General features: G+C 72.9%; 14 protein-coding genes and 2 pseudogenes. 7 read left to right on the top strand and 9 right to left on the bottom strand.

Annotation, left to right across the window (positions count from 1 at the left end):
• Positions 1 to 17: 17 nt before the first annotated feature.
• From KUF83_RS02180 to KUF83_RS02170, 3 genes are read left to right on the top strand one after another with little or no spacing between them, the layout of a single operon-like run.
• The gene (locus KUF83_RS02180) at positions 18 to 2,156 is read left to right on the top strand and encodes a trypsin-like peptidase domain-containing protein (protein WP_217452777.1); all 2,139 of its coding nucleotides are present in this window, start codon (positions 18 to 20) and stop codon (positions 2,154 to 2,156) included.
• Positions 2,153 to 3,103 carry a MoxR family ATPase gene (locus KUF83_RS02175; RefSeq protein ID WP_217452776.1) on the top strand — a complete coding sequence of 317 codons (951 nt, stop codon included), beginning with the start codon at positions 2,153 to 2,155 and terminating at the stop codon, positions 3,101 to 3,103. The genes KUF83_RS02180 and KUF83_RS02175 overlap by 4 nt, the downstream gene beginning before the upstream one ends.
• Complete coding sequence (locus tag KUF83_RS02170) at positions 3,100 to 6,459, top strand: SAV_2336 N-terminal domain-related protein (RefSeq protein ID WP_217452775.1); 3,360 nt, start codon at positions 3,100 to 3,102, stop codon at positions 6,457 to 6,459. Before KUF83_RS02175 ends, KUF83_RS02170 begins: the two co-directional genes overlap by 4 nt.
• A 58-nt stretch (positions 6,460 to 6,517) precedes the next feature.
• Here KUF83_RS02170 and KUF83_RS02165 read toward each other — a convergent pair whose 3' ends face one another.
• The 4 genes from KUF83_RS02165 to KUF83_RS02150 form a co-directional block, all read right to left on the bottom strand.
• Positions 6,518 to 7,507 (bottom strand): malate dehydrogenase, encoded by a 990-nt coding sequence (locus KUF83_RS02165; protein ID WP_217452774.1) that lies wholly within the window; start codon positions 7,505 to 7,507, stop codon positions 6,518 to 6,520.
• Between the two features lie 522 nt (positions 7,508 to 8,029).
• Positions 8,030 to 9,256 carry an XRE family transcriptional regulator gene (locus tag KUF83_RS02160; protein WP_217452773.1) on the bottom strand — a complete coding sequence of 409 codons (1,227 nt, stop codon included), beginning with the start codon at positions 9,254 to 9,256 and terminating at the stop codon, positions 8,030 to 8,032.
• 598 nt (positions 9,257 to 9,854) lie between these two features.
• Positions 9,855 to 10,463, bottom strand: a complete 609-nt coding sequence (locus tag KUF83_RS02155; RefSeq protein ID WP_217452772.1) for a DUF3017 domain-containing protein — start codon at positions 10,461 to 10,463, stop codon at positions 9,855 to 9,857.
• A gap of 157 nt (positions 10,464 to 10,620) precedes the next feature.
• Positions 10,621 to 11,475, bottom strand: a complete 855-nt coding sequence (locus KUF83_RS02150; protein ID WP_217452771.1) for a bifunctional methylenetetrahydrofolate dehydrogenase/methenyltetrahydrofolate cyclohydrolase — start codon at positions 11,473 to 11,475, stop codon at positions 10,621 to 10,623.
• Between the two features lie 281 nt (positions 11,476 to 11,756).
• On the opposite strand from KUF83_RS02150, the gene KUF83_RS02145 reads away from it, so the two are divergent.
• Positions 11,757 to 12,374, top strand: coding sequence for a hypothetical protein (locus KUF83_RS02145; RefSeq protein WP_217452770.1), 618 nt, complete (start codon positions 11,757 to 11,759; stop codon positions 12,372 to 12,374).
• 303 nt (positions 12,375 to 12,677) lie between these two features.
• Positions 12,678 to 14,516, top strand: coding sequence for a protein kinase (locus KUF83_RS02140; RefSeq protein WP_308402886.1), 1,839 nt, complete (start codon positions 12,678 to 12,680; stop codon positions 14,514 to 14,516).
• Positions 14,517 to 14,603: 87 nt separating this feature from the next.
• Here the strand turns inward: KUF83_RS02140 and purH are convergent, their stop codons facing one another.
• Together purH and purN are read right to left on the bottom strand one after the other, a co-directional pair.
• Positions 14,604 to 16,184, bottom strand: a complete 1,581-nt coding sequence (purH, locus tag KUF83_RS02135; protein ID WP_217452768.1) for a bifunctional phosphoribosylaminoimidazolecarboxamide formyltransferase/IMP cyclohydrolase — start codon at positions 16,182 to 16,184, stop codon at positions 14,604 to 14,606.
• A complete protein-coding gene (purN, locus tag KUF83_RS02130; protein WP_308402885.1) occupies positions 16,181 to 16,810 on the bottom strand; it encodes a phosphoribosylglycinamide formyltransferase in 630 nt (209 codons plus the stop codon). The genes purH and purN overlap by 4 nt, the downstream gene beginning before the upstream one ends.
• A 320-nt stretch (positions 16,811 to 17,130) precedes the next feature.
• Here purN and KUF83_RS02125 point away from each other — a divergent pair, with 320 nt between their 5' ends.
• Entirely contained in the window at positions 17,131 to 17,988 is an 858-nt protein-coding gene (locus KUF83_RS02125) for a hypothetical protein (RefSeq protein WP_217452767.1), read from the top strand.
• Positions 17,989 to 19,037: 1,049 nt separating this feature from the next.
• Here KUF83_RS02125 and KUF83_RS41745 read toward each other — a convergent pair.
• Positions 19,038 to 20,471: pseudogene (locus KUF83_RS41745) on the bottom strand (DUF6350 family protein); the annotation flags it as partial.
• Between the two features lie 82 nt (positions 20,472 to 20,553).
• On the opposite strand from KUF83_RS41745, the pseudogene KUF83_RS02115 reads away from it, so the two are divergent.
• A pseudogene (locus KUF83_RS02115) lies at positions 20,554 to 21,414 on the top strand (RNA polymerase subunit sigma-24); the annotation flags it as partial.
• A gap of 97 nt (positions 21,415 to 21,511) precedes the next feature.
• Here KUF83_RS02115 and sucD read toward each other — a convergent pair.
• Both sucD and sucC read right to left on the bottom strand, forming a co-directional pair.
• Positions 21,512 to 22,396 (bottom strand): succinate--CoA ligase subunit alpha, encoded by an 885-nt coding sequence (sucD, locus tag KUF83_RS02110; protein ID WP_107015729.1) that lies wholly within the window; start codon positions 22,394 to 22,396, stop codon positions 21,512 to 21,514.
• Between the two features lie 22 nt (positions 22,397 to 22,418).
• Positions 22,419 to 23,597: an ADP-forming succinate--CoA ligase subunit beta gene (sucC, locus tag KUF83_RS02105; RefSeq protein WP_217452764.1), complete on the bottom strand. Its 1,179-nt coding sequence runs from the start codon at positions 23,595 to 23,597 to the stop codon at positions 22,419 to 22,421.
• Positions 23,598 to 23,643 lie beyond the last annotated feature (46 nt).

Below are 23,643 nucleotides of genomic sequence, written 5' to 3'. Positions count from 1 at the left end.
TGGGCTGGTTCAGGCCCTTGGGGCCGGAGCCCGGCAAGGACGGGAACCAGGGCCCGTTCGCCGCGTCCATACCCCGCGCACGGGACGGCAGGACGGCCGGCGGCGGCCTCGTACTCGACGACGACACCGTTCTGACCTGCGCGCACGTCGTCAACGACGCCCTGGGCAGGGCTCTGTTCGAGAGCCGGGCGCCGGGTCCCGAGGAACTCTTCGTGGTCCTCAGGGGCCCGCACGGCACCGAGCGCCACCCCGCGCGCGTGGCGCACTGGATCGCACCCCGGGCGAGGACGGGCGGCGCGGTACGCGAGGGCGACAGCGAGTGGCTCGGCGATCTCGCGGTCCTGCGGGTCGACGCACCGCCCGGCAACTCGTTCCCGCCGCCCCGCCGTACCGCGATGTCGGCCGACCAGCAGGTGACCGTCCGGCACGGCAGCGGCAACGGCGCCACCTTCGCCGACCTGACGGTCAAGTCCCTGGAGGGACAGGTCGGTTATCTCGACGGGGCGGCCACCGGCATGGCGGTCGGCCCCGGATACAGCGGCGGGCCCCTCTGGTGCCGGCGGGACAACGCCGTCGTGGGCCTGATGGCCGCCCACTTCATGCCGCCGCTCGACCCGGACACGGGAAAGCCGCTGCCCCACAGCCCCCAGCACATGGTCCGTCGCAGCTGGGGCATTCCCTGGCAGCGCGTTGAGGCGGAGCTGCGGGCCCTGGGTGTCCTCGGCGCCGAGGAGTCCGGGCCCGTCGATCCGGAGGACCCGGCCTGCGTGCTGCTCACGGAGGCGATCGAGGACGCGCTGCCCGCGGCGGTCGGGCGCGGCGACTGCGCCCGCAAACTCGCCCGCGCCTGCGGTGTCGGCCACGGCGGCGAGGTCCTGCCGCCGACGGTCGAGGAGTTCGCCGCCTTCCTCCTCACCCACCCGCGCGCTCTGGCGGCCCTCGTCGAGCTCCTGCGGCGCGGGAACCCGGACGAGGCGGACCGGGTCCTGGCCGCGGGACGGCTCTCCCGGGTGCCCCGGCTGCTCTCCCCCAGGGAGTACGGACGGCTCCACCAGCTCCTGCGCGGCATCGACCGGACCGTGCTCGGCCGGTTCGCCGAGGCGGTGCGCGCCGCTCTGCCGCTCGCCGCGGCCTTCCCCGGCGGCGAGACGCTCGACGCCCTGATCGACCACCTGGAGACGCTCCCGGGGGACGGCCGCTCGGACGACGGCGGGCCCAGGGTCCCCGCGCTCCTGCGGGTCATGGAGTACGTGGGTGTGCTGTGCCCCGGACCGCAGCGCGCGGGGCTGCGGATGTGGTCCGACGGGGTCGCCGTACGGCTCGGCATTCCCCGCTCGGCGCTGGCGGAACGACGTTCGGACGCGCAGGAGTGGGCCCGGGTGATGCGCACCCGGGCCACCCGCGTCAGAGTCCTGGTGCAGGTCACCCGGGCGGAACCGGGACTCCACCGGCTGCGTGTCTGGTGCGACGAGGGCGCCGGCCCCCGGCAGGTGTCCACCGACACCTCGGTCTCGTACTCGGGCTCCGCGGCGGCACGCGAGCTGCTGCGGGTCCTGGAGACCCTCGACCCGGCCGCCGTCGACGAGCAGCGGCCGCTCGTGGAGGTCCTCGTGGACCGCACCAGCCTCAACCTGCCCGTCGACGAGTGGGAGGGCAGCGCCCCGGACGAGATCGTCCCGGGCGTCCTGGGCGTGGAGTTCCCGCTGGTCGTGCACTGCCCCGAACTCCTGCGCCGGCACGAGCGTTTCCTGCCCGACTGGCGCCGCCGCTGGAGCCGTCTGGACTCCGGAGCAACGCTGGTGTTCTCCGACGCGTCTCTCAGCACGAACGAGATCTACGCCGAACTCATGAGGAAGCTCGACGCGGTGCGCGTCTCCGTCGACGTGCCCGCGGGCCTCCGGGACGCCGTCGTACAGGTGTGTCTGGCCGTCGGTGTGCCGGTGGTGGTGTGGGACCGCGGACGGGACACGGACTCGCACGTCGTCAAGCAGATGGCCGAGGTCGCCACCCGTGAACTGCCGGACGGGGTGCGTTCCTACCGTGCCAACACCATGCTGCATCCGCTGGACTATCCCGGCCGTCCCGTCCTGGCCTGGGCCGACGCCGACCGCACGGTGCCCCGACTGCACCTGACCGAACCACAGGAGAGCGCATGAACCCCGCTCCCGAGGCCGACTGGCGCCTCTTCCGCGGTGACGGCACACCACGGGCCGTCACCCTTCCGTCGGCTCCGCCGTGGCGCCGCTTCACCCCCGCCCGGGACATGCGTCCCGAACTCCCGTATCTGATCGAGCGACAGCACGCCGACGTGGTCAACGCCGCGCTCCATCTGCGCCGCCCGCTGCTCGTCACCGGGCCGGCCGGTACTGGCAAGTCGTCCCTCGCAAAGGCCGTCGCGCACGAGCTGAACCTGGGCGAGTTGTTGCGCTGGCCCGTCAACAGCCGCTCCGCCGTCCGCGAGGCCCTCTACCAGTACGACGCGATCGGCAGGCTCCGCGAGACGACCCTCAGCCGGGACCGCGGTGAACGCGAGCCGTCCATCGGCACGTTCGTGCGGCTCGGCCCGCTCGGCACGGCACTCGTGCCGTCCGTGGTGCCCCGCGCGCTGCTCATCGACGAGATGGACAAGGGCGACGTCGACCTCCCCAACGACCTGCTCACCGTCTTCGAGGAGGGTGTCTTCGAGATACCCGAACTCAGCCGTCTGCCCGAGGAGTTCGCCGAGGTCGAGGTGCAGACCGCCGACCACCGCGGGGCCGTCCGGGTGCGCCACGGAAGGGTTCAGTGCGCGGAGTTCCCCGTCGTCGTCATCACCAGCAACGGCGAACGCGACTTCCCGCCCGCCTTCCTGCGCCGCTGCGTCCGCCTCGGCCTCGACGTGCCCGACGAGGGCCGGCTGCGCGCGATCGTCGCCGCGCACCTCGGCGAGGACGCGCTGCGAGAGGCGGACGACCTCCTGGAGGCGTTCCTGCGCCGCCGCGCTCCGGGCGAACTCGCCACCGACCAGCTGCTCAACGCGGTCTTCCTGCGCACCGGCGGGGTCGACCTCGACGCGGAGGGGCTCCTGGACGCCGTGATGCACCAGCTCACCGGTGCGATGTGAGCACGACGCGCGGCGGTGAACGGCTCGCCGAGGCGTTACGGATCCTGGGGGCGTCCGGCCGGCACCTGGACGCGGACCAGGTGCTCGACGTGCTCTGGCTCGCCCGCCGGCTGCCCGCCTCGGCGACCGCGCCGCTGCACCAGGGCCTGCGCACCACCGAGCCCCAACCGGCCCGGCCGGCCCATCCCGAACCGGACGGGGGATCCGCGCAACGGCCCGCGCCGGAACCGGGCGACCAGGATCTGCCCGACCTCACCGCGCCCTCCCTGTATGCGGCGGCCCGCCAGGCACCGGCCCCCGACCTGCTGCTGCGGCGGCCCGCCCCGGAACCGCGGCCCGCCCTGCCCGTCCGTGTCCCCGAGGACAAGGCGCTCGGGGACGAGCTCGAACTGGGGCGCGCGCTCAGGCCGTTGCGCCGGCGCCGCGCCAGCAGGCACCACCTGGAGATCGACGAGGACCGCACGGCCGCCCAGCTCGCCGAGAGCAGACTGCCGGACGTGGTGCAGCGGCCCGTCCAGGAACGCTGGCTGCATCTCGTACTGCTCGTCGACGACGGTCTGTCGATGCTGCTCTGGCACCGGCTCGGCGCGGAACTGCGCACCCTGCTCGAACGCCTCGGCGCCTTCGCGACCACCCGCGTGCTCGGCCTCGACACCCGCACCGCACAGGAACCGCGCCTGCGGGCGCGGCCGTTCCAGCAGGACAGCACCCCGCTGCCGACCAGCACGGTCAACGACCCCTCGGGCCGCACCCTCGTCCTGGTCGTCAGCGACGGCATGGGCGCCGCGTGGCGGCGCGGGACGATGCACGAGTTGCTGTCCACCTGGGCCGCCCGCGGGCCCGTGGCACTGCTGCACACCCTGCCGTCGCAGATGTGGGAGGCGTCCGGCGTCCACGCGGAGCGCTGGCAGGCCACGACCCGGCGCATCGGCGGGGCGAACACCTCGTGGGTGATCACCGACCGGGTGCTGCCGCCCGGCCTCGCCGACTTCGACGGCATCCCGGTGCCGGTCCTGGAACCCACCGCCGCCGCGCTGCGGGACTGGTCCCGTCTGCTCGCCTCCCCGGGCACCACCGTGGAACTGCCGCTCCTGGCCCTGCCCAGCCGGTACGCCGCCGTCACCTCCTCCCGCGACCTGCACAGCGCCCAGCACTTCCGGGACGCGGCCACCCCTGAGGCGTACCGGCTCGCGGCGCATCTGGCGGCCGTGTCGCCGCTGTCGGTGCCGGTGATGCGGCTCGTGCAGTCGGCGGTGCCGTGGACGGCGCACACCTCGCATCTGGCAGAGGTGTTCCTCGGAGGCCTCATCCAGCCGTATCCGGCCCCGGTGCCGGGGCCGCTGCCCGCCAAGCACCTGGTGTTCGACTTCCCCGACGCCACCAAGTCAGTGCTCCTCGACGCCGTCCCGCAGTCCGAACTCCTGCGGACGGGCCGCAACATCGGGCGACGCCTCGAACAGCTGGCGGGCAACTCACCCGACTTCCCCGCCTGGCTCGCCCATCCGGACGGTCTGGCCCAACTGCCCGGCACACACCGCCCGTTCACCAGTGTGGAACGACGTCTGCTGACGCGTTTCGGGGTCTCCGTCGAGGCGACGCGCGGCGCGGAGCGGGTCGAGCGGGCACGGCCGGCCTCGGAGACCGACGACTGGGCACCGCTGACGGCCGAGGATCCCCGGCGGCTGGGCCCCTACGAACTGCTGGGCAGACGCAGAGGACGGCGGACCGTGGTGTACCGGGCCGTCGACCTGAGCCCCGGCCGCGGAGGCACCGCGGTCCTGCGGGTGCCGCGACCCGATCTCCCCACCGTCAACGCCCGGCTGCTCGGCGTGGAGGCCGAGGTCCTCTCCCGACTGAACGGACGGTACGCGCCCGCCCTGCTCGGCGCCGGACTCGAGGACAGCCCGCCCTGGCTCGCGATGGCCCCGATCGCCGACGCAGACGCCCCCGACGCACAGCCGCCGCGCCTCTCCGACCTCGCCGGCCGGGCCTACCAGGACAACACCACCCCCTTCGACAAACTCGCCGGCCTGCTCGCCGCCTGGCATCTGGCGAGCGCCCTCAACGTCTGCCATCTCAGCGGCCTGGTGCTCGGGGACTTCACCGCCGACAGCGTGTTCGTGCTGCGGCGCACCGTGGTCCTGGCGGACCTGTCGGACTGCGTGGTCGACGGGCGGTACCTCGGCTCGGGCCCCGTCCCGACCGTCGAGGACAACCTGCATGCCCTGGGCGAACTCCTCCAGATGATCAGCACCAGGGCCGGTGCGGTGATGCCGGGTCTGCCGGAGGGCATGCACTACTGGCAGGGCGACACCTGGGAGCGGCTGCGGCTGCTCGTCATGCGCTGCCTCGACCCCGACCCGGCCGAGCGGCCGTCGGCGGGGAAGGTCGCGGACGTCCTCGCGCAGTACATCGCCCTGACCCGGGCCTCGCAGGACGGCACCGAGCCGCTCCCTCCGGCTGGGGGCACGGCCGACACGACGCGGGTACCGCTCGCCCTGCCTGCCGAGGAGGAACGGCCCCGCCCGGCCGACCGCCCGCTGCGGCTGTCCCGGTTCGGTTCCGCCCGCCGGGAGGACGAGGCCCGCCTGGAACGGCTGCGCGTGCCGCTGCGCCAGAGCCGGCGCCTCACCCTCGTCGGCGCGTACCACTACAGCGGCCGGGCCACGACGACGATGGTCCTCGGCTCGCTGCTCGCCACCGTCCGCGGGGAACCCGTCCTCGCACTCGACGGGGCGGCGGCCGACGGCGCGCTCGACGCCTTCCTGACCGCCCGCAACCCGGCGACCGTGCAAGCCCTCGCGGCCCTCCCGCCCGACGCGCCGTACTCCGACATCCGCGCCCTGACGACCCGGCTGCCGTCGGGGCTGGAGGTGGCCGCGCACCGCAGGGGCCATCGCAGCCCCAACCCCGCGCACGCCCAGGAGTACACACGGACACTGGCCCGGACCGCCCCGCACTACTCCTTCGTACTCAGCGACTGGTCGCCGCGGAGTCTGGACCGGACGGCCGAGGTCGTGCTCGGGCTCACCGACCGGCTGATCCTGTGCTGCGGCAGCTCCGACTGGTTCCTCGACGCGACGGTGCACGCGCTCGCCGGCGTACGTGACGCAGGCCACCGGCAGCTCGCCGACGACGCGGTCGTGGTGGTCGGTGAGATCGAGGGCCCCTCGGGGTGGACACCGCCGGCCGGCTTCGCCCGGCGGCTGGGCGTCGACGCCGCCCAGGTGGTCCGGATCCCGTTCGACCTGTCGCTGCGCAGCCCGGGCTTCCGGGATCTCGGCAGACTGCGGGCGACGACCACCCGCGCGTTCCTCGACCTGGCCGCCCTCGTCGTCGGGGACGCAACGCACTGATCCCCGGGCAGGCGCCCGGGGATCAGTGGCAGAACGGTGTTCGGATGGCGAACGGTGCTCAGATGAGGCCGAGGGCGCGGACCGCCTCGCGCTCCTCCTCCAGCTCCTTCACCGACGCGTCGATGCGGGCGCGGGAGAACTCGTTGATGTCCAGGCCCTGGACGATCTCGTACGACCCGTCCTTCGTGGTGACGGGGAAGGAGGAGATGAGGCCCTCCGGGACACCGTACGAGCCGTCGGACGGGATGCCCATGGAGGTCCAGTTGCCGTCCGCCGTGCCGTTGACCCAGGTGAAGACGTGGTCGATGGCGGCGTTCGCGGCCGAGGCGGCGGAGGAGGCGCCACGGGCCTCGATGATGGCCGCGCCGCGCTTGGCGACGGTGGGGATGAACTCCTCGGCCAGCCACTTCTCGTCGTTCACGGTCTCGGCGGCGTTCTTGCCGGCGACCGTGGCGTGGAAGATGTCGGGGTACTGGGTGGCGGAGTGGTTGCCCCAGATGGTGAGGCGCTGGATGTCCGCGACCGTCGAACCCGTCTTCTTCGCGAGCTGCGTGAGCGCGCGGTTGTGGTCCAGGCGCGTCATCGCCGTGAAGCGCTCCGCCGGTACGTCCGGGGCGGCGGCCTGGGCGATGAGGGCGTTGGTGTTGGCCGGGTTGCCGACGACGAGGATCTTGACGTCGTCCGCGGCGTTGTCGTTGATGGCCTTGCCCTGGGGCTTGAAGATGCCGCCGTTGGCCTCGAGAAGGTCACCGCGCTCCATGCCCTTGGTACGGGGGCGGGCGCCGACGAGCAGACCGACGTTCGTGCCGTCGAAGGCGACGTTCGGGTCGTCGGTGATGTCGATGCCCTGGAGGAGCGGGAAGGCGCAGTCGTCGAGCTCCATGGCGGTGCCCTCGGCGGCCTTCAGCGCCGGCGTGATCTCCAGGAGACGCAGCTTGACCGGCACGTCCGCGCCGAGCAGCTGGCCGGAGGCGATGCGGAAGAGCAGGGCGTAACCGATCTGGCCGGCCGCGCCGGTGACGGTGACGTTCACGGGAGTGCGGGTCATGGCGTTCTCCGTATGACAGCTGTCGGTGGGGCGTCCCTGCCCCGGGGTACGGGATTCCCGCCCGTCGCCGCGATGATCGATCACCGGTACCGATGATCGATCTCTTGGCGTCAAGAGAGATCCAGCGGTCAGGCTATCGCGCATCCGGGATCCCGGACGGCCGGGTCCGATGTGGCCCACCCCACAAGGCCGGGCCCCGGTCACGATCCCGCCTCGTCGGGGCACGAAATGGCGGCCGTCGATCCGGGAGAGAGGGCCGACGGCCGCCAGGTGGGGGTGCCGGTCGGCAGGCTGTGCGCCCTGCCGGTCAACGCCGGACTCCCGTGGGGGTACGGTCCGCCTGCCCCGGCAGGAGCCGGCCATTCCTGTTACGGCCGAATTCGTGCGGGCGGGCGCCCGACGGCAGGTTCGGCCCCGCCCCAGCGGGTCGGGGCCGACGGGTCGGGGCAATGAAGCAGGCGCCCGGCTCGGAGGAGCCGGGCGCCCGACACAGGAGCCGCGATCAGCCGCGGAGACCCGTGGTTACTTCGTGCACCCCTCCTGGCCGCCCTGGAGCGTGCCGCAGGCCTTGGCCTGGGTGGCGTTCTTCACCGCGACCATCGGGGTGTAGGCGTCGGTGTCCGTGTCGACCTCGGCGGTCTGGGCGGCAGCCGAGCCCGCCGAGATCCGGACCGAGTCACCGGGGCCGGCCGCCGTGATGCGGGCCCAGGCGGCGCCGCACGTCTCGCTGTAGCGGACCTCGACCTGGGCGGTGCCGACGACAGCCTTCTCGACGGTCTGCGCCAGCGTCCCGCCGCAGCCCATCTCCTCCGGGTCCTTGCCCGCGCAGTCCGCCCCGTTGCACTCCACGCCGGCCGGCAGTTCCTTGCTCACCGTCGGGCTCGGCGTCGGCCTGGCCTCGTTCTCGTCCTTGCCGTCACCGCCGGAGTTCGTGAGGAACACGGCCGCGGCTATCACCACGAGTGCGCCCACGACCCCCGCGAGGAACATGGTGAGCCGGCGCTTGCGCCGCTGCCCGTCGGGCGAACCGCCCGACCGCGGCCGCGCGTCCTGAGGCGGACCCCCGGCCGGACCGGAAGGGCTCGCGGAACCGGACGGCCCGAAGGCTCCCGACGGTCCGCGGCCGGAGGCACCGGCGCCCGAGGACCCTGCGGTCCCGGACGATCCCGGAGGCGAGGCGACGACTCCCCACCCGCCACTGCGCACACCCGTACCGGCACCCGAGCCCGCGTCGCCGCCGGCCCCGGCCCCGTACGGCGACCTGCGCTCGTCCCCCTGCACCGGGCTCTGCGGCGGCACCGTGGGCGCCACGCCCGCGGGGCCCGCGACACCCGGCGTGGGCGCGGCCGTCGTGCTCCCCCCGGCGCGCGCCTGCTTGCCGTTCCGTCCCCCCTTGGCGGGAGTCGGCCCGAACTCTCCGAGCGCGGCGCGCGCCTGGGAGATCCGGATCGCCTCCATGGTCATGTCGTGGCGCATCTCCGAGCGGCTCCAGGCCCGCTCGGCCAGCTCCCACATCGTCGTCAGATGGACGGGATTGGTACCGGTCACCTCGGCCAACGCCACGATCGCGCCCTTGGGCGCGAGCAGCCGGCCGTTCAGATACCGCTCCCAGGACGTCTTGCTGTATCCGGTGCGGTCGGCCACGGCGGCGATACTCAGTCCGCTGCGGTCGACCAGTCGGCGCAGCTGACTGGCGAACTCCCTGACCTGCGGATCGAGTTCATCCGGCAAGGCCCTCCAACGAGGCATTGCTACCCCCCTCTTTCCCCCGTACGTGCTGGCTGTTCCCGCGCGTGAAGCCCTCTGCCGAGTCCCCGTTCTGGCTACCCACAGGGATGCGACCAGGCAGGATCTCAGTTCCCGGGATGGGGGCGCACGGGAGCATTCGGGCCTGTGGGCATGCACCGTCGCATGCCCCTCGGTCTGCGGTCCAGTGTCCCACCGACTTGCCCGCTCGGCCGACGAGATCTCCCGGCCCACGCACGGGACGTCCCGGAGAGTCCCGTTTGCCCACGTTATCCGTGGTGTCGGGGGTGATCACCGTACATCCCCGAACTTGTCAACACATCGACGCGCAGGGAACACATGTACCACCTCACGTGCCCCTCACGGCCTCCTGGTCCCCAGGGGCGCGTGCGACATGACGCACGCCCCACGGCGCGCGCCGGTTCGTGCGGGACGCACCGGAACCGTCACCTCCGTGCCACAGGGAACTGACAGGTATTGAACCGCTGTCGGCACGTCCGTGAACCTGGGTTCCAGGCGGCGCCCGCCCTCGCTCGGGGGAGAGGACGGGCGCCGCTCTCATGGACCGGGCCGCTGCCGGGAGCCGGCCGTGCGCCCGCCGCTATGTCCTGATCGTGAAGTGGAGCGTGTCGTCCAGGAACGGCAGCTCCAGCCAGGGGTTGGGCTGCGCCATCATCGCGAGCAGCGCGATCGTGACACCGAGGACGCCGTACGTGACGAGGTCCGTGAACCGTGAGCGGACGGCGAGCATGCCCACGTCGGGCAGCATCCAGCGCATCGCGGCGCCCACGAGCAGGGCGACACCGATCAGCAGGGTGCCGACCTTGAACTGGTCGAGCGCGGTCAGCAGCAGACCGAGTCCGACCAGGCCGGTCACCGCCAGGATCGGCCACTGACGTGCGGGCGCGGGTGCGTCACGGGGGGCCGCCCTGCCGCCGCCCTCGGGCCGCGCGGTGTCCCGCGTGAACAGCGGGAAGCGCCGCGTGACACGCCGGGGCTCCCCGTCGGGGCCGGGTGCGCTGACGGCGTCGCGGACGGTGAGCTCCCCGTCCTGCACGAGGGGCTCGGCAGGGTCTTCGGCTCCGGCCTCCGGCTCCGGGTCCGACTCCGGGTCCGGCTCCGGCTCCGGCTCCTTCTCCGGCTGTACGGCGCCGGGCTCCGAGTCACTCGTACGTGCGGTGCCTTCCTCGCCCCGGACCTCACTCGCCACGGACGTCCCGCTCGCGCCGGAAGCAGCGCCTTCACGGGAAGCCTCGCTCCCGCCGGAAGCCGTGCCCTCGTCCGAAGCCTCGCCCTCGGTCGAGGTCGAGACCGAAGTCGAGCCCGAGGCCGAGGCCGCCCGGTGTGCCGGGGTCTCCGGCCCGTGCTCAGCCGGCACTGCGTTCCGCCGCCTCGACCACGTTGACGAGGAGCTGGGCGCGGGTCATCGGGCCCACTCCGCCGGGGTTCGGCGAGATCCACGCGGCGACCTCGGCCACGCCGGGGTGCACGTCGCCGACGATCTTGCCCTCGGCGCTGCGGGAGACACCGACGTCGAGGACGGCCGCCCCCGGCTTCACGTCCTCCGGGCGGATCAGGTGCGCGGAGCCCGCCGCCGCGACGATGATGTCGGCCCGGCGCAGGTGCGAGGCCAGGTCACGCGTACCGGTGTGGCACTGCGTCACCGTCGCGTTCTCCGAGCGCCGCGTGAGCAGCAGCGGCATCGGCCGGCCGATCGTGACACCGCGGCCGACGACCACGACCTCCGCGCCCTTGATCTCCACGCCGTACTGACGCAGGAGGGTGAGGACGCCGTTCGGAGTGCAGGGCAGCGGGGCCGGCTCGTTCAGGACGAGGCGGCCGAGGTTCATCGGGTGGAGCCCGTCCGCGTCCTTGTCCGGGTCCATCAGTTCGAGGATGCGGTTCTCGTCGATGCCCTTGGGGAGCGGCAGCTGGACGATGTACCCGGTGCAGGACGGGTCCTCGTTGAGTTCACGGACGACCGCCTCGATCTCCTCCTGCGTGGCGGTCGCGGGCAGTTCGCGCTGGATGGAGGCGATGCCCACCTGCGCGCAGTCGCGGTGCTTGCCCGCGACGTACTTCTGGCTGCCGGGATCGTCGCCCACGAGGACGGTGCCGAGGCCGGGCGTGATGCCCTTCTCCCTCAGGGCCGCCACGCGGACGGTCAGATCGGACTTGATCGCGGCTGCGGTGGCCTTGCCATCGAGAATCTGGGCGGTCATGTGCCCATCCTCGCGGATGACGGGGTCCCGGTTCCAATCCGGCCCCCCGCGGCCTTCTCCCGACGCCCCGCCGCGACCCTCCGTCCCGCTTCGGCCCTGATCGGCGATGTTGCACTTGCACAACACACGCGGTATCCGGCTGGACAAATAAGTGGCGCGTTAAGGACGATGAACACACAGTGCCGCGGACAGTACCGGGGGGACGAACCGCATCTGTTGAACTTTCCTCCGAAATGTGCCGCGTCGTCCCCGCACTTACGCAACGACGGAGGAAAGACGCCATGAGTTTCGGCGATCCGAACAACCCCTACGGTCCGCCGCCGCAGGGGCAGCAGCCCGGCTATCCGCCCCAGCCTCCCCAGGGCCAGCCCGGCTACGGCTACCCGCAGGGCCCCCCGCCCCAGCAGCCCGGCTACGGCTACCCGCAGCAGCCGGCGTATCCCGGCTACCCGGGCGGGAACCACATGCCGGTGGAGATGCCGGGTCTGATGAAGACCGCGCGCGTCCTGCTGTTCGTCCTGTCGGGCTTCCAGATCCTGTTCGGCATCATCGCGGGCATCGCCGTCGGCGCGGCGCAGGACGTCTCGAACGGCATCGGCAGTGGTGACAGCACCGACACCCTCGCGGGCCTGGGCTTCGTGCTCGCCGCGTTCCTGGTCGGCCTGGGCGCCCTGTCGATCTTCCTGGGCGTCAAGTTCAAGACCGGCGGCAGCGGCATCCGCATCACGACGATCGTGTACGCGGCGCTGATGATCCTCGGCGGTCTCGCCAACACCGTTCAGGGCGGCGGCGGTTCCGGCACCTTCGGCGGGCTCATCTCCCTCGCCATCGCCGGCATCATCCTCGCCTCGATGGTGAACAGCGCCGCCACCGCCTGGTTCAACCGCCCCCGGTACTGACCTCGGGCGACGGCGCGTCCACGCCGCTCACGCCATGGGCCGTGTTTCACCCCGTCAAGGGGGACACGGCCCTGCCGCGTTTCTGTAGCCCCGACCCCGTGACCGGGTACGTCGGCCGGCCCGGGCCTGCCCCGTCGCGCCGCCGCGACATGCACCCGGCAAGTCCCCATGCGCCAACCGCCGTTGCCGTACGTCCGAGACACCTGCGGGACGCATGAGGCCGCGATAGCCTCATGCCAACTGGGGTGGCCGAACAGCAGTTTGGGAAACACGGCTGCGAACGAAGAGCGCATCGGGGGATCCGTGTCGGACGAGCAGCGCACGCCACCGGAGGCTCCCGTGCCCGGTGACACCCCGCTGAAGCAGCTCGGCGCCATCCCGCTGGGATCGGCGGACCCGGCAGTCATCGGTCCGTACACACCGCTGGGACGGCTCGGCAGCGGCGGGATGGGCCGGGTCTATCTGGCACGTCCCGTCGACGGCGGCTCCGGGCTCGCCGCGGTCAAGGTGATCAGACCCGAGTACGCGGAGGACCCCGACTTCCGGCGGCGGTTCGAGCGCGAGGCCACCATGCACACCCGGGTCGGCACCCCGTACGCGCCGGAACTGCTGGACGCGGGGTTCCAGGAAGAGCTGCTGTGGATGGCCACCGAGTACTTACCCGGGCTCAGCCTCACGGACGCGGTGCGCGAGTGCGGCGTACTCGAACCGGCCGGACTGTGGCGCCTCGTGGCGGAGCTCGGCCGGGCTCTGTCCGTGCTGGACGCGACCGGGATCGTGCACCGGGACCTCAAGCCGTCCAACGTGGTCCTGTCCGGACAGGGCGCACACGTGATCGACTTCGGCATCTCGCAGGCCCTGGACAGCAGTTCGATCACCACGACCGGCAACCGTGTCGGTACTCCCGCCTTCATGGCCCCCGAGTACCTGAGGGAGGGCCGGTGCGACAGCGCCTCGGACGTCTTCTCCCTCGCGGGCACGCTGATCTACGCCGCCACGGGCACCGCGCCGTTCGGCAACGGCACAGGCGTGGACGTCATGCACCGCGTCGCGTTCGAGGAACCCAGGCCCGAACTCATGGAGAAGCTCGCCGCGGCGGACGCCCCGGTGGCCGAGTTGCTCTCCGCGTGCCTGGCCAAGAACCCCGCCGGGCGGCCCACCCCGCACCAACTGGTCGAGGCGGCCGCGGCACACCTTCGTACACCGTCGTGGCAGGAACCGCTGGAGTCCCGGCTGCTCGCGCGGCGCCAGGCCTGCGAAGTACTGCGGGACGCCTCCACCGGGCAGAGCGCCCACCTCCGCACGCCCGCACGGCGGGTGGACCCGCCCGCCGCGGGCCCGGCCCTCGGGCCGCCCGCACCGGGCACGCACGATGCACCGATGCCACCGGGCCGGTACGCCCCGCCGGCGGTCGCCGTACCGCACGACCCGCCCGCGCTCGCGGACGGTCGTCCACCGGCGGCCGGACCCGGCATCCCGGCCGCCGGACGCGACAGAAAGAAGGCGTACTTCGCCGTCGTCGCGGGTCTCGCCGTGTGCGCCGTCGCCGTGAGCGCCTTTCTGCTCACCCGTCCACCCTCCGACCGGACAGCGTCCTCGCCGCCGACGGCCACCGGGACCACCGCCGCCGATGAAGGGGAACGGGTTCCGCTGCCCGGCTCGGCCGACGGAACCTCCGCCTCTCCGCGCGGCGGGAAGAACGGGACCGAGAAGAAGGAGGGGGAGCAGGGGACCGAGGCGAAAGGTTCCGGCGGGTCCGTGTCCGGGGCCGCCGGTGGCACGGGTGACGCCGGGGAGACGGGCACGGACGCGGCGACCACGGAGTCCGGCGGCAGCGGCGGCACCACCGCGAGCCCTTCCCCGGCCGACACCACCGCCGGGCCGGCCACACCGGCCTGGATCTCCGAGTGCACGTACTACTCCGGCAGCGAGCTCACGCGCCGCGGTGACGAGAACGAACGGGTGACGCAGGTGCAGTGCATGCTCACCCGGCGCGGCTACAGCACCGGGGCCGCCGGGGTGGACGGCCGGTACGGCAAGGACACGGCGAGCGCGGTCAAGGCGTTCCAGCGCGACAAGGGACTGGCCCCCGACGGCAAGGTCGGCCCCGACACCTGGACGGCGTTGCGCAGTTCGACATGACGGCGGCACGAGAGAGCCCGACCGTGCGCGGAAACGCACCGGCCGGGCTTCCTCAGGCGGGCAGTTGAGCGGTCGGGCGGACGGGTCTCAGTGGAAGAAGTGCCGCGTCCCCGTGAAGTACATGGTGACGCCGGCCTTCTTGGCCGCCTCGACCACCAGTTCGTCGCGGACCGAACCGCCGGGCTGGACCACGGCCTTGACGCCGGCCGCGGTCAGGATCTCCAGGCCGTCGGGGAACGGGAAGAAGGCGTCCGAGGCGGCGAAGGAGCCCCGGGCCCGCTCGGCGCCCGCGCGCTCGACCGCGAGCTTGGCGGAGTCGACGCGGTTGACCTGGCCCATGCCGACGCCGACGGACGCGCCGTCCTTGGCGAGGAGGATCGCGTTGGACTTGACGGCCCGGCAGGCCCGCCACGCGAAGGCCAGCTCGTCCAGTTCGCCCTGGGAGAGGGGATCGCCGGTCGCCAGGGTCCAGGAGGACGGGTTGTCGCCGTCGGCCTGGAGCCGGTCGGCTGCCTGGAGGAGCCGGCCGCCGTCGATCTGCCTGACCTCGACCTGCGCGGCCGGACCCTGGTGGGCGCGCAGGACGCGGATGTTCTTCTTCTTGGTGAGGGCCTCCAGCGCGCCGTCCTCGTACTCGGGCGCGACGATGACCTCGGTGAAGATCTCGGCGACCTGCTCCGCCATCTCCTTCGACACGGGCCGGTTCACGGCGATCACACCGCCGAACGCGGAGAGCGGGTCGCAGGCGTGCGCCTTGCGGTGCGCCTCGGCGACGTTCGCGCCGATCGCGATGCCGCACGGGTTCGCGTGCTTGATGATCGCGACGCACGGGTCGTCGTGGTCGTACGCGGCACGGCGCGCGGCGTCCGTGTCCGTGAAGTTGTTGTACGACATCTCCTTGCCGTGCAGCTGCTCGGCGTCGGCCAGACCGCCCGTCCCGTCCACGTACAGGGCGGCGCCCTGGTGCGGGTTCTCGCCGTAGCGCAGGGTGTTGCGCTTCTCGAAGGTCGCACCGACGAAGTCGGGGAAGCCCGACTCGTCGGCGGGCGCGTACGAGCTCGCGAACCAGGAGGCCACGGCCACGTCGTACGCGGCGGTGTGCTGGAACGCCTCGGCCGCCAGGCGCTTGCGGGCGTGCAGGTCGAAACCGCCGTCACGGACGGCGGCCAGCACGTCGGCGTACCGCTCGGGGCTGGTGACCACGGAGACGGACGGGTGGTTCTTGGCGGCGGCGCGGACCATCGAGGGGCCGCCGATGTCGATCTGCTCGACGCACTCGTCGGGGCTGGCGCCCGAGGCGACGGTCTCCCGGAACGGGTAGAGGTTCACGACGACCAGCTGGAACGGCTCGACGCCCAGCTCACCGAGCTGCTCCCGGTGGGACTCCAGCCGCAGGTCGGCGAGGATGCCGGCGTGCACGCGCGGGTGCAGGGTCTTGACCCGGCCGTCCAGGCACTCGGGGAAGCCGGTGAGCTCCTCGACCTTGGTGACCGGGACCCCGGCGGCGGCGATCCGCGCGGCGGTGGAGCCGGTGGAGACCAGCTCGACACCCGCCGCGTGCAGGCCGCGGGCGAGCTCTTCGAGCCCGGTCTTGTCGTAGACGCTGACGAGCGCGCGCCGGATGACCCGCTTGGTGCTCTCGGCCGTGCCTGTGCTCTCGGCGGTCACTGGATAACTACCTTTCGTCCCTCAATGCGATAGCCGTTGCGGGCGAGCCGCCCCACGACATCGACGAGCAGCCTTCGCTCGACTTCCTTGATGCGCTCATGGAGAGCGGAACCATCGTCTTCGTAGTCCTCGTTCCGGACCTCGACCACGCCCTGGGCGATGATCGGGCCGGTGTCGACACCGTCGTCGACGAAGTGGACGGTGCACCCGGTGACCTTCGCGCCGTAGGCGAGGGCGTCACGGACGCCGTGCGCCCCCGGGAAACTGGGCAGCAGCGCGGGGTGCGTGTTGACGAACCGGCCGCCGAAGCGGGCCAGGAACTCCTTGCCGACGATCTTCATGAACCCGGCGGAGACGACGAGATCCGGTGCGTGGGCGGCGGTGGCCTCGGCCAGTGCCGCGTCCCACTCGTCACGGCTCGCGTAGTCCTTCACCCGGTGGACGAAGGTCGGCAGTCCGGCACGCTCGGCGCGCTCCAGGCCCGCGATGCCGTCGCGGTCCGCGCCGACGGCGACGATCTCGGCTCCGTAGGCGGCCGCCCCCTGCGACGCGATCGCGTCGAGGAGTGCCTGCAGATTCGTACCTGATCCGGAGACCAGCACGACGAGGCGCTTGGCCTTGGCCACGACGGGGCCCTTTCTCGGGGAGTGCCTTTGTATGGTCGTACGAATGCTTCGTGCCCCCGGATACGGGGAAGTCTACGAAGCGGCCGACCGTCAGCAACGATACCGGCACACCGGGCGGCCCCCACGGGACGGGGGCGCGGCCGGAAGGTAGCGTCTGGGAAGGATCCGCCCGGGGAAGACAGTCCGCGCAGGGGAACGCCTTATGCGTACGGGACGTTGACCAGGGACGGGTACGAACGCCCGGGCGCGAGCCCGGACGCGTAGCCAGCTCTGTGGACACGTTGCCCGCCGAACACCACCAAGGGGAAGACGCACACCTGATGCCGGACCGAAGTCTCCGACGCCCTGTGATCCTGCTGCGCGAGCGGCGCCCCTCTCCCACTCCGCCGCGGGAGAGCGACGACGTGCCCGAGGGCGGCCAGGACTCGACAGGCGGCCAGGGCTCCCCAGGTGGCCAGGACTCCGGCGCGCCGGCCTCCGGGCAGCGGCCCGAGCCGTCCCGGACGCCGGAAACCCCCGTGGACGACAACCCCTTCGCCCCACCTCCGGAGGGCACCCCCGACCGGCCGTGGCAGCCCCGGCGGCCCGCCGGCGGCCAGGGCCAGGACGGCCAGGGCGACGACAACTCCCCCTGGGGCAGCCAGTGGAGCGACCGGCAGCCGGGGCCCGCTCAGGGCGGCCGTTTCGGTGACCGGCCCGGTCCCGGCTCCCCGGGCGGCTCCGGCGGCGGCCAGGGCGGTCCGGAAGGGTCCGGCGGCCCGGGAGGCGGTACCCGCTGGGACCCGACCGACCCCGCGCAGCGGCGTGCCAGGTTCGCGCTACTGTCCGGCATGTGGGCGTTCTTCTTCGCCCTCTTCAGCTGGACGTACATGGCCCTGCTGCTCGGCGCGCTGGCCCTGTACTGGGCGATCAGCGCCCTGCGCGCCAAGCCGCGCTCGTCGGACCCGGACACCCCGGCCGCCTCGGCCAAGGGGACGAAACCCCAGACCACCGCGGCGATCAGCGGTCTCGTCACCGCGTCCCTGGCGCTCGCCCTGGTCGCGGCGACGTTCACGGCACAGCTCGTGTACCGCGACTACTACACGTGCGTGAACGACTCGCTCACCCACACGGCGGAGAAGTCCTGCGACAAGCTGCTCCCGGACGCACTCCAGGGGTTCTTGGGCCTGCGCGACTGACGGGCGGGCGGAGCCGCCCGCCCCTCCACGGCCGGCTCCGGACCGCTTCGGACCGCTTCGGACCGCCGGAATGGCTCCGGACTGCTCCGGACTGCTCCGGACTGCTCCGGGCAGCGGCGGCCGCCTGCAGGGCCGGTCCGTCAGTCCGGGGGATCGACCCGGTCGACGGGGGCGGACGCCCGCTTCAGCGCGGCCCAGCGGGCCTCGCGCGAGACGTCGTCGTGCCAGAGGGACCCGTAGGAGTCGGCTGATGGCAGGAAGTCGTACGGCTCGAAGTCGGGATCGGGGATCGTACGGCTGTCGGCGGGCGCGCCGGGTGCCCCCTGCGGTCGCCTCCCTGACCGGAACCGTGCGAACCAGGAGTTCCGAGGAGCCGTCCCCGACGCGGGGGCGAGAGGCGGCACGGGGCCGGCCACCGCTCCCCCGGCCTTGAGGGACCCGCGGGAGGAAACCGGCGCCGAGGCGGGGGCCGCCCCACTGACCTCGGATGCACGGAACGAAGGCCGCGGGGCCGGGGTCTCACGGACCGCGGGCGGAGGAAACCGAAGCTCCGAGGACGCGCGCTCGTACGCCGAGGGCTCAGGGAACGAAAGGTCCGGGGCCGGGGTCGGGACCTCATGCTCCGGAGGGCTCACGGGGGCGGACGGGACGGGGGCCGACGGCAGCGACGAGTCGTGGGCCGGTGGCCCCACCGGTGCCGACGGGCCCGAGAGGCCCGGCTGGTCCGACAGGCCCGACAGGCCCGGCTGGCCCGACGAAGCTGCCGCGCCCGACGAGGTCGAAGGATCGTGGGTCGAAGGATCGTGGGTCGAAGCGGCCGCGGACCACGGCGCCGGGGGCTCATGGACCAGGAACTCGTGGATCGACTGCTCCCGTGCCGACCGCTCCTGGGGCGTTGCCCCCTCGGATTCCGGCCCCTCGGACGCCGGCCCTTTGGGCACCACCCCTTCGGCCGACCTTGCATCGCCTCGTTCACGCCGAGCCCAAAATCCGCGTACTCCCAGTCCGCGTAGGCCCAGCCCCCGTGCGCCGAGCCCTCGAAGTCCGGACGGCCGGCCCCAGGGAGTCGGGGCGCCGAGCGCGCGTGCCTCGGAGGCACCTGCGCGGGGCGCACTCGTCCGTGGCTCGCGCAGGCGCCAGGCCCGCAGGAGCAGGGCCGTCGGCAGTCCCACCGCCGCGATCCAGCCCGCCGCGGCCGGTCCCGTCTGCCACCAGACGGGGCCGAAGTCGGCGAGCGCGGCCACCCCGAGGGACCCGCCCGCCAGGATGGCCAGCAGGGCGAGGGCCAGACCGCACAGCACCGCCGCGAGTGCGACGGTCCCGGCGGTCCGGCCGCGCGACCAGGCCGCGGCACGCCGGGCGGCCGCCGGAGCGGCGTCCGCTCCCCCGGTCGCCGCCGGACCCGTACCCGCCCCGCCCGCGCTCTTGCGCCCCGGCACCCCGGCCCTGACGGTGAACCAGGCGACCACCACCCCGGCCACCAGGGGCACGGCACCGGCCGCCCAGTTCAGCGGCGTTCCGGGTCCGGCGTCCGGAACAGCCGCCAGCAGGGGGAAGGCGGGCAGCTGCGAGCCGGGGGACGACAGCAACGGCCCCGCCGCGTGCCCCGCCCCGAGCGTGAAGCCGGGGCCGAGTGCGTACGCGGCCCCCCACACCGCCGCGTTCGGGACGAGGGCCAGCGCCAGCAGCAGCACCGCGAACCGGCCCGACCAGCTCTCCGTCAGCTGGAGGAACGACTGCCGCGCCGGGCCTCCGTGCCAGGCCAGCGAGGCTCCGACGAGTACCGCGCCGCCGCCCACGAGCACCGCGGCGCCGGCGGTCGCGGCGCGCGCGGCGGCCGGGAACCGGAGCCCCTCGGCGAAGGGAAGGGCATCGAGAGCTCCGCGCAGGGACGGCGGCAGGGGCCCGAGCGGTCGCCCGTACGCCGTCCACACGCCCGCCCCCGCGGCCGTCACCGCGAGCAGGGGCGGCCACACCGCGACGGACACCCACGAGGGGCCGGGCTCACCGCCCGAGGCGTACACCGCGGCGGCCGCGCCGACGGCCAGGTAGCCCACCACGACCCCGCCCCATGCGGCACGGACCGTGGGCGGCGCGGACTCCTCGTCGCCGTCGGCCACGTCGCGTGCCGCGCGGTACAGGAGCCATGCGGGCAGGGTGACCAGGAGCAGCGGCGTCACACCGATGGGTGCGGGTGCTCCGGACAGCGTGTCCGCGCGGACGAGTTCGGTGCCGTGGGCGAGCAGCCACAGCGCGGCTGCGACGTGCAGCGCCCCGTCGGGGCCACTGTCCGGATAGGGCGAACTGATCCACAGGACCGTCACCAGGACGGCGAACGCCCCCAGTCCCAGCCCCGCCGCGAGCGCGCCGCCCACCAGGCCGGCGGCCAGTGCGGGCGACCGCTTGCGCAACCGGGCGAGCGGAGGCGGCAACGACGGGCTGCGGTCCGGGCTGCGGTCGGTCATCTGGGTCACGCCCGCCATGCTCCCAACGACACGCGCTTTCCCGTCGTAACAGGCGAAGCTCGGATGTGTCGCTCAATATACGTTTTATGTACTTTTACGTCCGAAGGGGCGCCCGGTGACGAAGACCGCTGCCCCTGCTCCGACCTCCACCACGGCACCGGCCCTGACGCCCGCTCAGGCGTTCGATGCCCTGTACGCGTTCGCCGCCCCCGACCTCGTACGGCAGGCGTATCTGCTCACCGGGCGGCGTGAGCTGGCGCGGGAGTCGGTGGAGCGGGCCTTCCAGCTGGCGTGGCAGCGCTGGCCCGAGGTCGCGGTGGACCGGGATCCGGCCGGCTGGGTGCGTGCGGCGGCGTACGAGTACGCGATGTCCCCCTGGCGCCGGCTACGGCTTCGCCACCGTGCCCCCGAGTCGCCGCCCGTCGCCCTGGACGACCGCCGGCTGCTGTCCGTGCTGCTGAGCCTGCCGCCCGCGTACCGGCGCACCCTTCTCCTCTACGACGGGCTCGGGATCGGGCTGCCGGAGACCGCGGCGGAGACCGAGGCGAGCACGCCCGCGGCGGCGAACCGGCTGCTGTACGCGCGCGCGACCGTCACCGCGCGCCTCCCGGAACTGGCGGAGCAGGAGGAACTGCGGCGGCGGCTCACGGAGCTCGGCGGCACGGAGCGGCTGCGTGCCGCCGCGAAGCCCGTCGTCGTGCGCTCGGGCAGTGAGCGCCGGGCCCGCCGGTGGACCCGCGCGGCCATCGCCTTCACGGTCCTGATCATCGGCTCCACCGCGTTCACGCTCCGTACGGCCCCGGACCACTACGAGGCCCCGCAGGCGCCGGCCTCGGCGGTACCCGGGGTTCCGCCGCGCTCCGGCCCCGGCCCTCTCTCGGGGAAGGACGTCGAACTGCGCGCCAGGCTCCGCGCGATGTGGGGGAAGGGCCCGGAGAGGCTGCTGCCGCAGCTCCGCTGAGGGCGCCGGACACGCGGACGGGCCCGCACCCCTGGTGGGGGTGCGGGCCCGTCCGCGGACGTCGGCCAGTGATTCAGCCGGTCAATCAGCCGGTGATTCAGCCGGCGAGGATGGCGCGCGCCAGCTTGGCCGTCTCGGTCGGCGTCTTGCCGACCTTGACGCCGGCGGCCTCGAGGGCCTCCTTCTTCGCGGCAGCCGTGCCGGAGGAGCCGGACACGATGGCGCCGGCGTGGCCCATGGTCTTGCCCTCGGGCGCGGTGAAGCCCGCGACGTAGCCGACGACCGGCTTGGTCACGTTCTTCGCGATGTAGTCCGCCGCACGCTCCTCGGCGTCGCCGCCGATCTCACCGATCATGACGATCAGGTCGGTGTCGGGGTCGGCCTCGAACGCGGCGAGCGCGTCGATGTGCGTCGTGCCGATGACCGGGTCGCCACCGATGCCGACGGCCGACGAGAAGCCGATGTCACGGAGCTCGTACATCATCTGGTACGTCAGCGTGCCGGACTTCGAGACCAGGCCGATGCGGCCCGGCTTCGTGATGTCGCCCGGGATGATGCCGGCGTTGGACTGGCCCGGGGTGATGAGTCCGGGACAGTTCGGGCCGATGATGCGGGTCTTGTTGCCCTTCGACTTCGCGTACGCCCAGAAGGCGGCGGAGTCGTGGACGGCGATGCCCTCGGTGATGACGACCGCGAGGGGGATCTCGGCGTCGATGGCCTCGACGACCGCGGCCTTGGAGAAGGCCGGCGGCACGAAGAGGACGGACACGTTGGCGCCCGTCTTCTCGATGGCCTCGGCGACCGTGCCGAAGACGGGGATGTCGGTGCCGTCGAAGTCGACCGACGTGCCGGCCTTGCGCGGGTTCACACCGCCGACGATGTTCGTGCCGTCGGCGAGCATGAGCTTGGTGTGCTTCATGCCCGTGGCACCGGTCATGCCCTGGACGATGACCTTGCTGTCCTTGTTGAGGAAGATAGCCATGGCTGTGGTTTTCCCTCGTCCCTTACTTCGCGGCCGCGAGCTCGGCGGCCTTGTCGGCCGCGCCGTCCATGGTGTCCACGCGCTGCACCAGCGGGTGGTTGGCGTCGGAGAGGATCTTGCGACCCAGCTCGGCGTTGTTGCCGTCGAGACGGACGACGAGGGGCTTGGTGACTTCCTCGCCCTTGTCCGCGAGCAGCTGCAGCGCCTGCACGATGCCGTTGGCGACCTCGTCACAGGCGGTGATGCCACCGAAGACGTTGACGAACACGGACTTGACGTCCGGGTCGCCGAGGATGATCTCCAGGCCGTTCGCCATGACCGCGGCGGAGGCACCGCCGCCGATGTCGAGGAAGTTCGCCGGCTTCACGCCGCCGTGGTTCTCGCCGGCGTACGCGACGACGTCGAGGGTGCTCATCACGAGACCCGCGCCGTTGCCGATGATGCCGACCTCACCGTCGAGCTTGACGTAGTTGAGGTTCTTCTCCTTGGCGGCGGCCTCGAGCGGGTTGGCCGCGTCCTTGTCCTCGAGCGCCGCGTGGTCCGCCTGGCGGAACTCGGCGTTCTCGTCCAGGGAGACCTTGCCGTCCAGCGCCAGGATGCGGCCGTCCTTGGTCTTCACCAGCGGGTTGACCTCGACGAGGAGCGCGTCCTCGGCGACGAAGGTGTCCCACAGGGTCACCATGGCCTCGGCGACACCCTCGGCCACGTCGGCCGGGAACTTCGCCTGGGCCACGATCTCGCGGGCCTTCTCGATGTTCACGCCCTCGACGGCGTTGACCGGGACCTTCGCGAGGGCCTCGGGGGTCTTCTCCGCGACCTCCTCGATGTCCATGCCGCCCTGTACGGACGCCATGGCGAGGAAGGTGCGGTTCGTGCGGTCGAGGAGGTAGGAGACGTAGTACTCCGCCTCGATCTCGGGAGACAGCTCGGCGATCATCACCTTGTGGACCGTGTGGCCCTTGATGTCCATCCCGAGGATGTCCGTCGCGCGGGCGACGGCCTCGTCCGCGTCCGCCGCCAGCTTCACGCCGCCGGCCTTGCCGCGGCCACCGACCTTCACCTGGGCCTTGACGACGGACTTGCCGCCGAGGCGCTCGGTCGCGGCGCGCGCGGCCTCAGGCGTGTCGATGACTTCACCGGCCAGCACCGGTACTCCGTGCTTGGCGAAGAGGTCCCTCGCCTGGTACTCGAACAGGTCCACGCGCGTCCGTCCCTATCAGGTAATTCGCGGTTCGTTGTCTGCGTGG

Origin of the sequence: Streptomyces sp. BV286 (assembly GCF_019090165.1) — a bacterium.
Taxonomy (GTDB): domain Bacteria; phylum Actinomycetota; class Actinomycetes; order Streptomycetales; family Streptomycetaceae; genus Streptomyces.
This window is presented reverse-complemented; position numbering and strand designations above follow the sequence as displayed.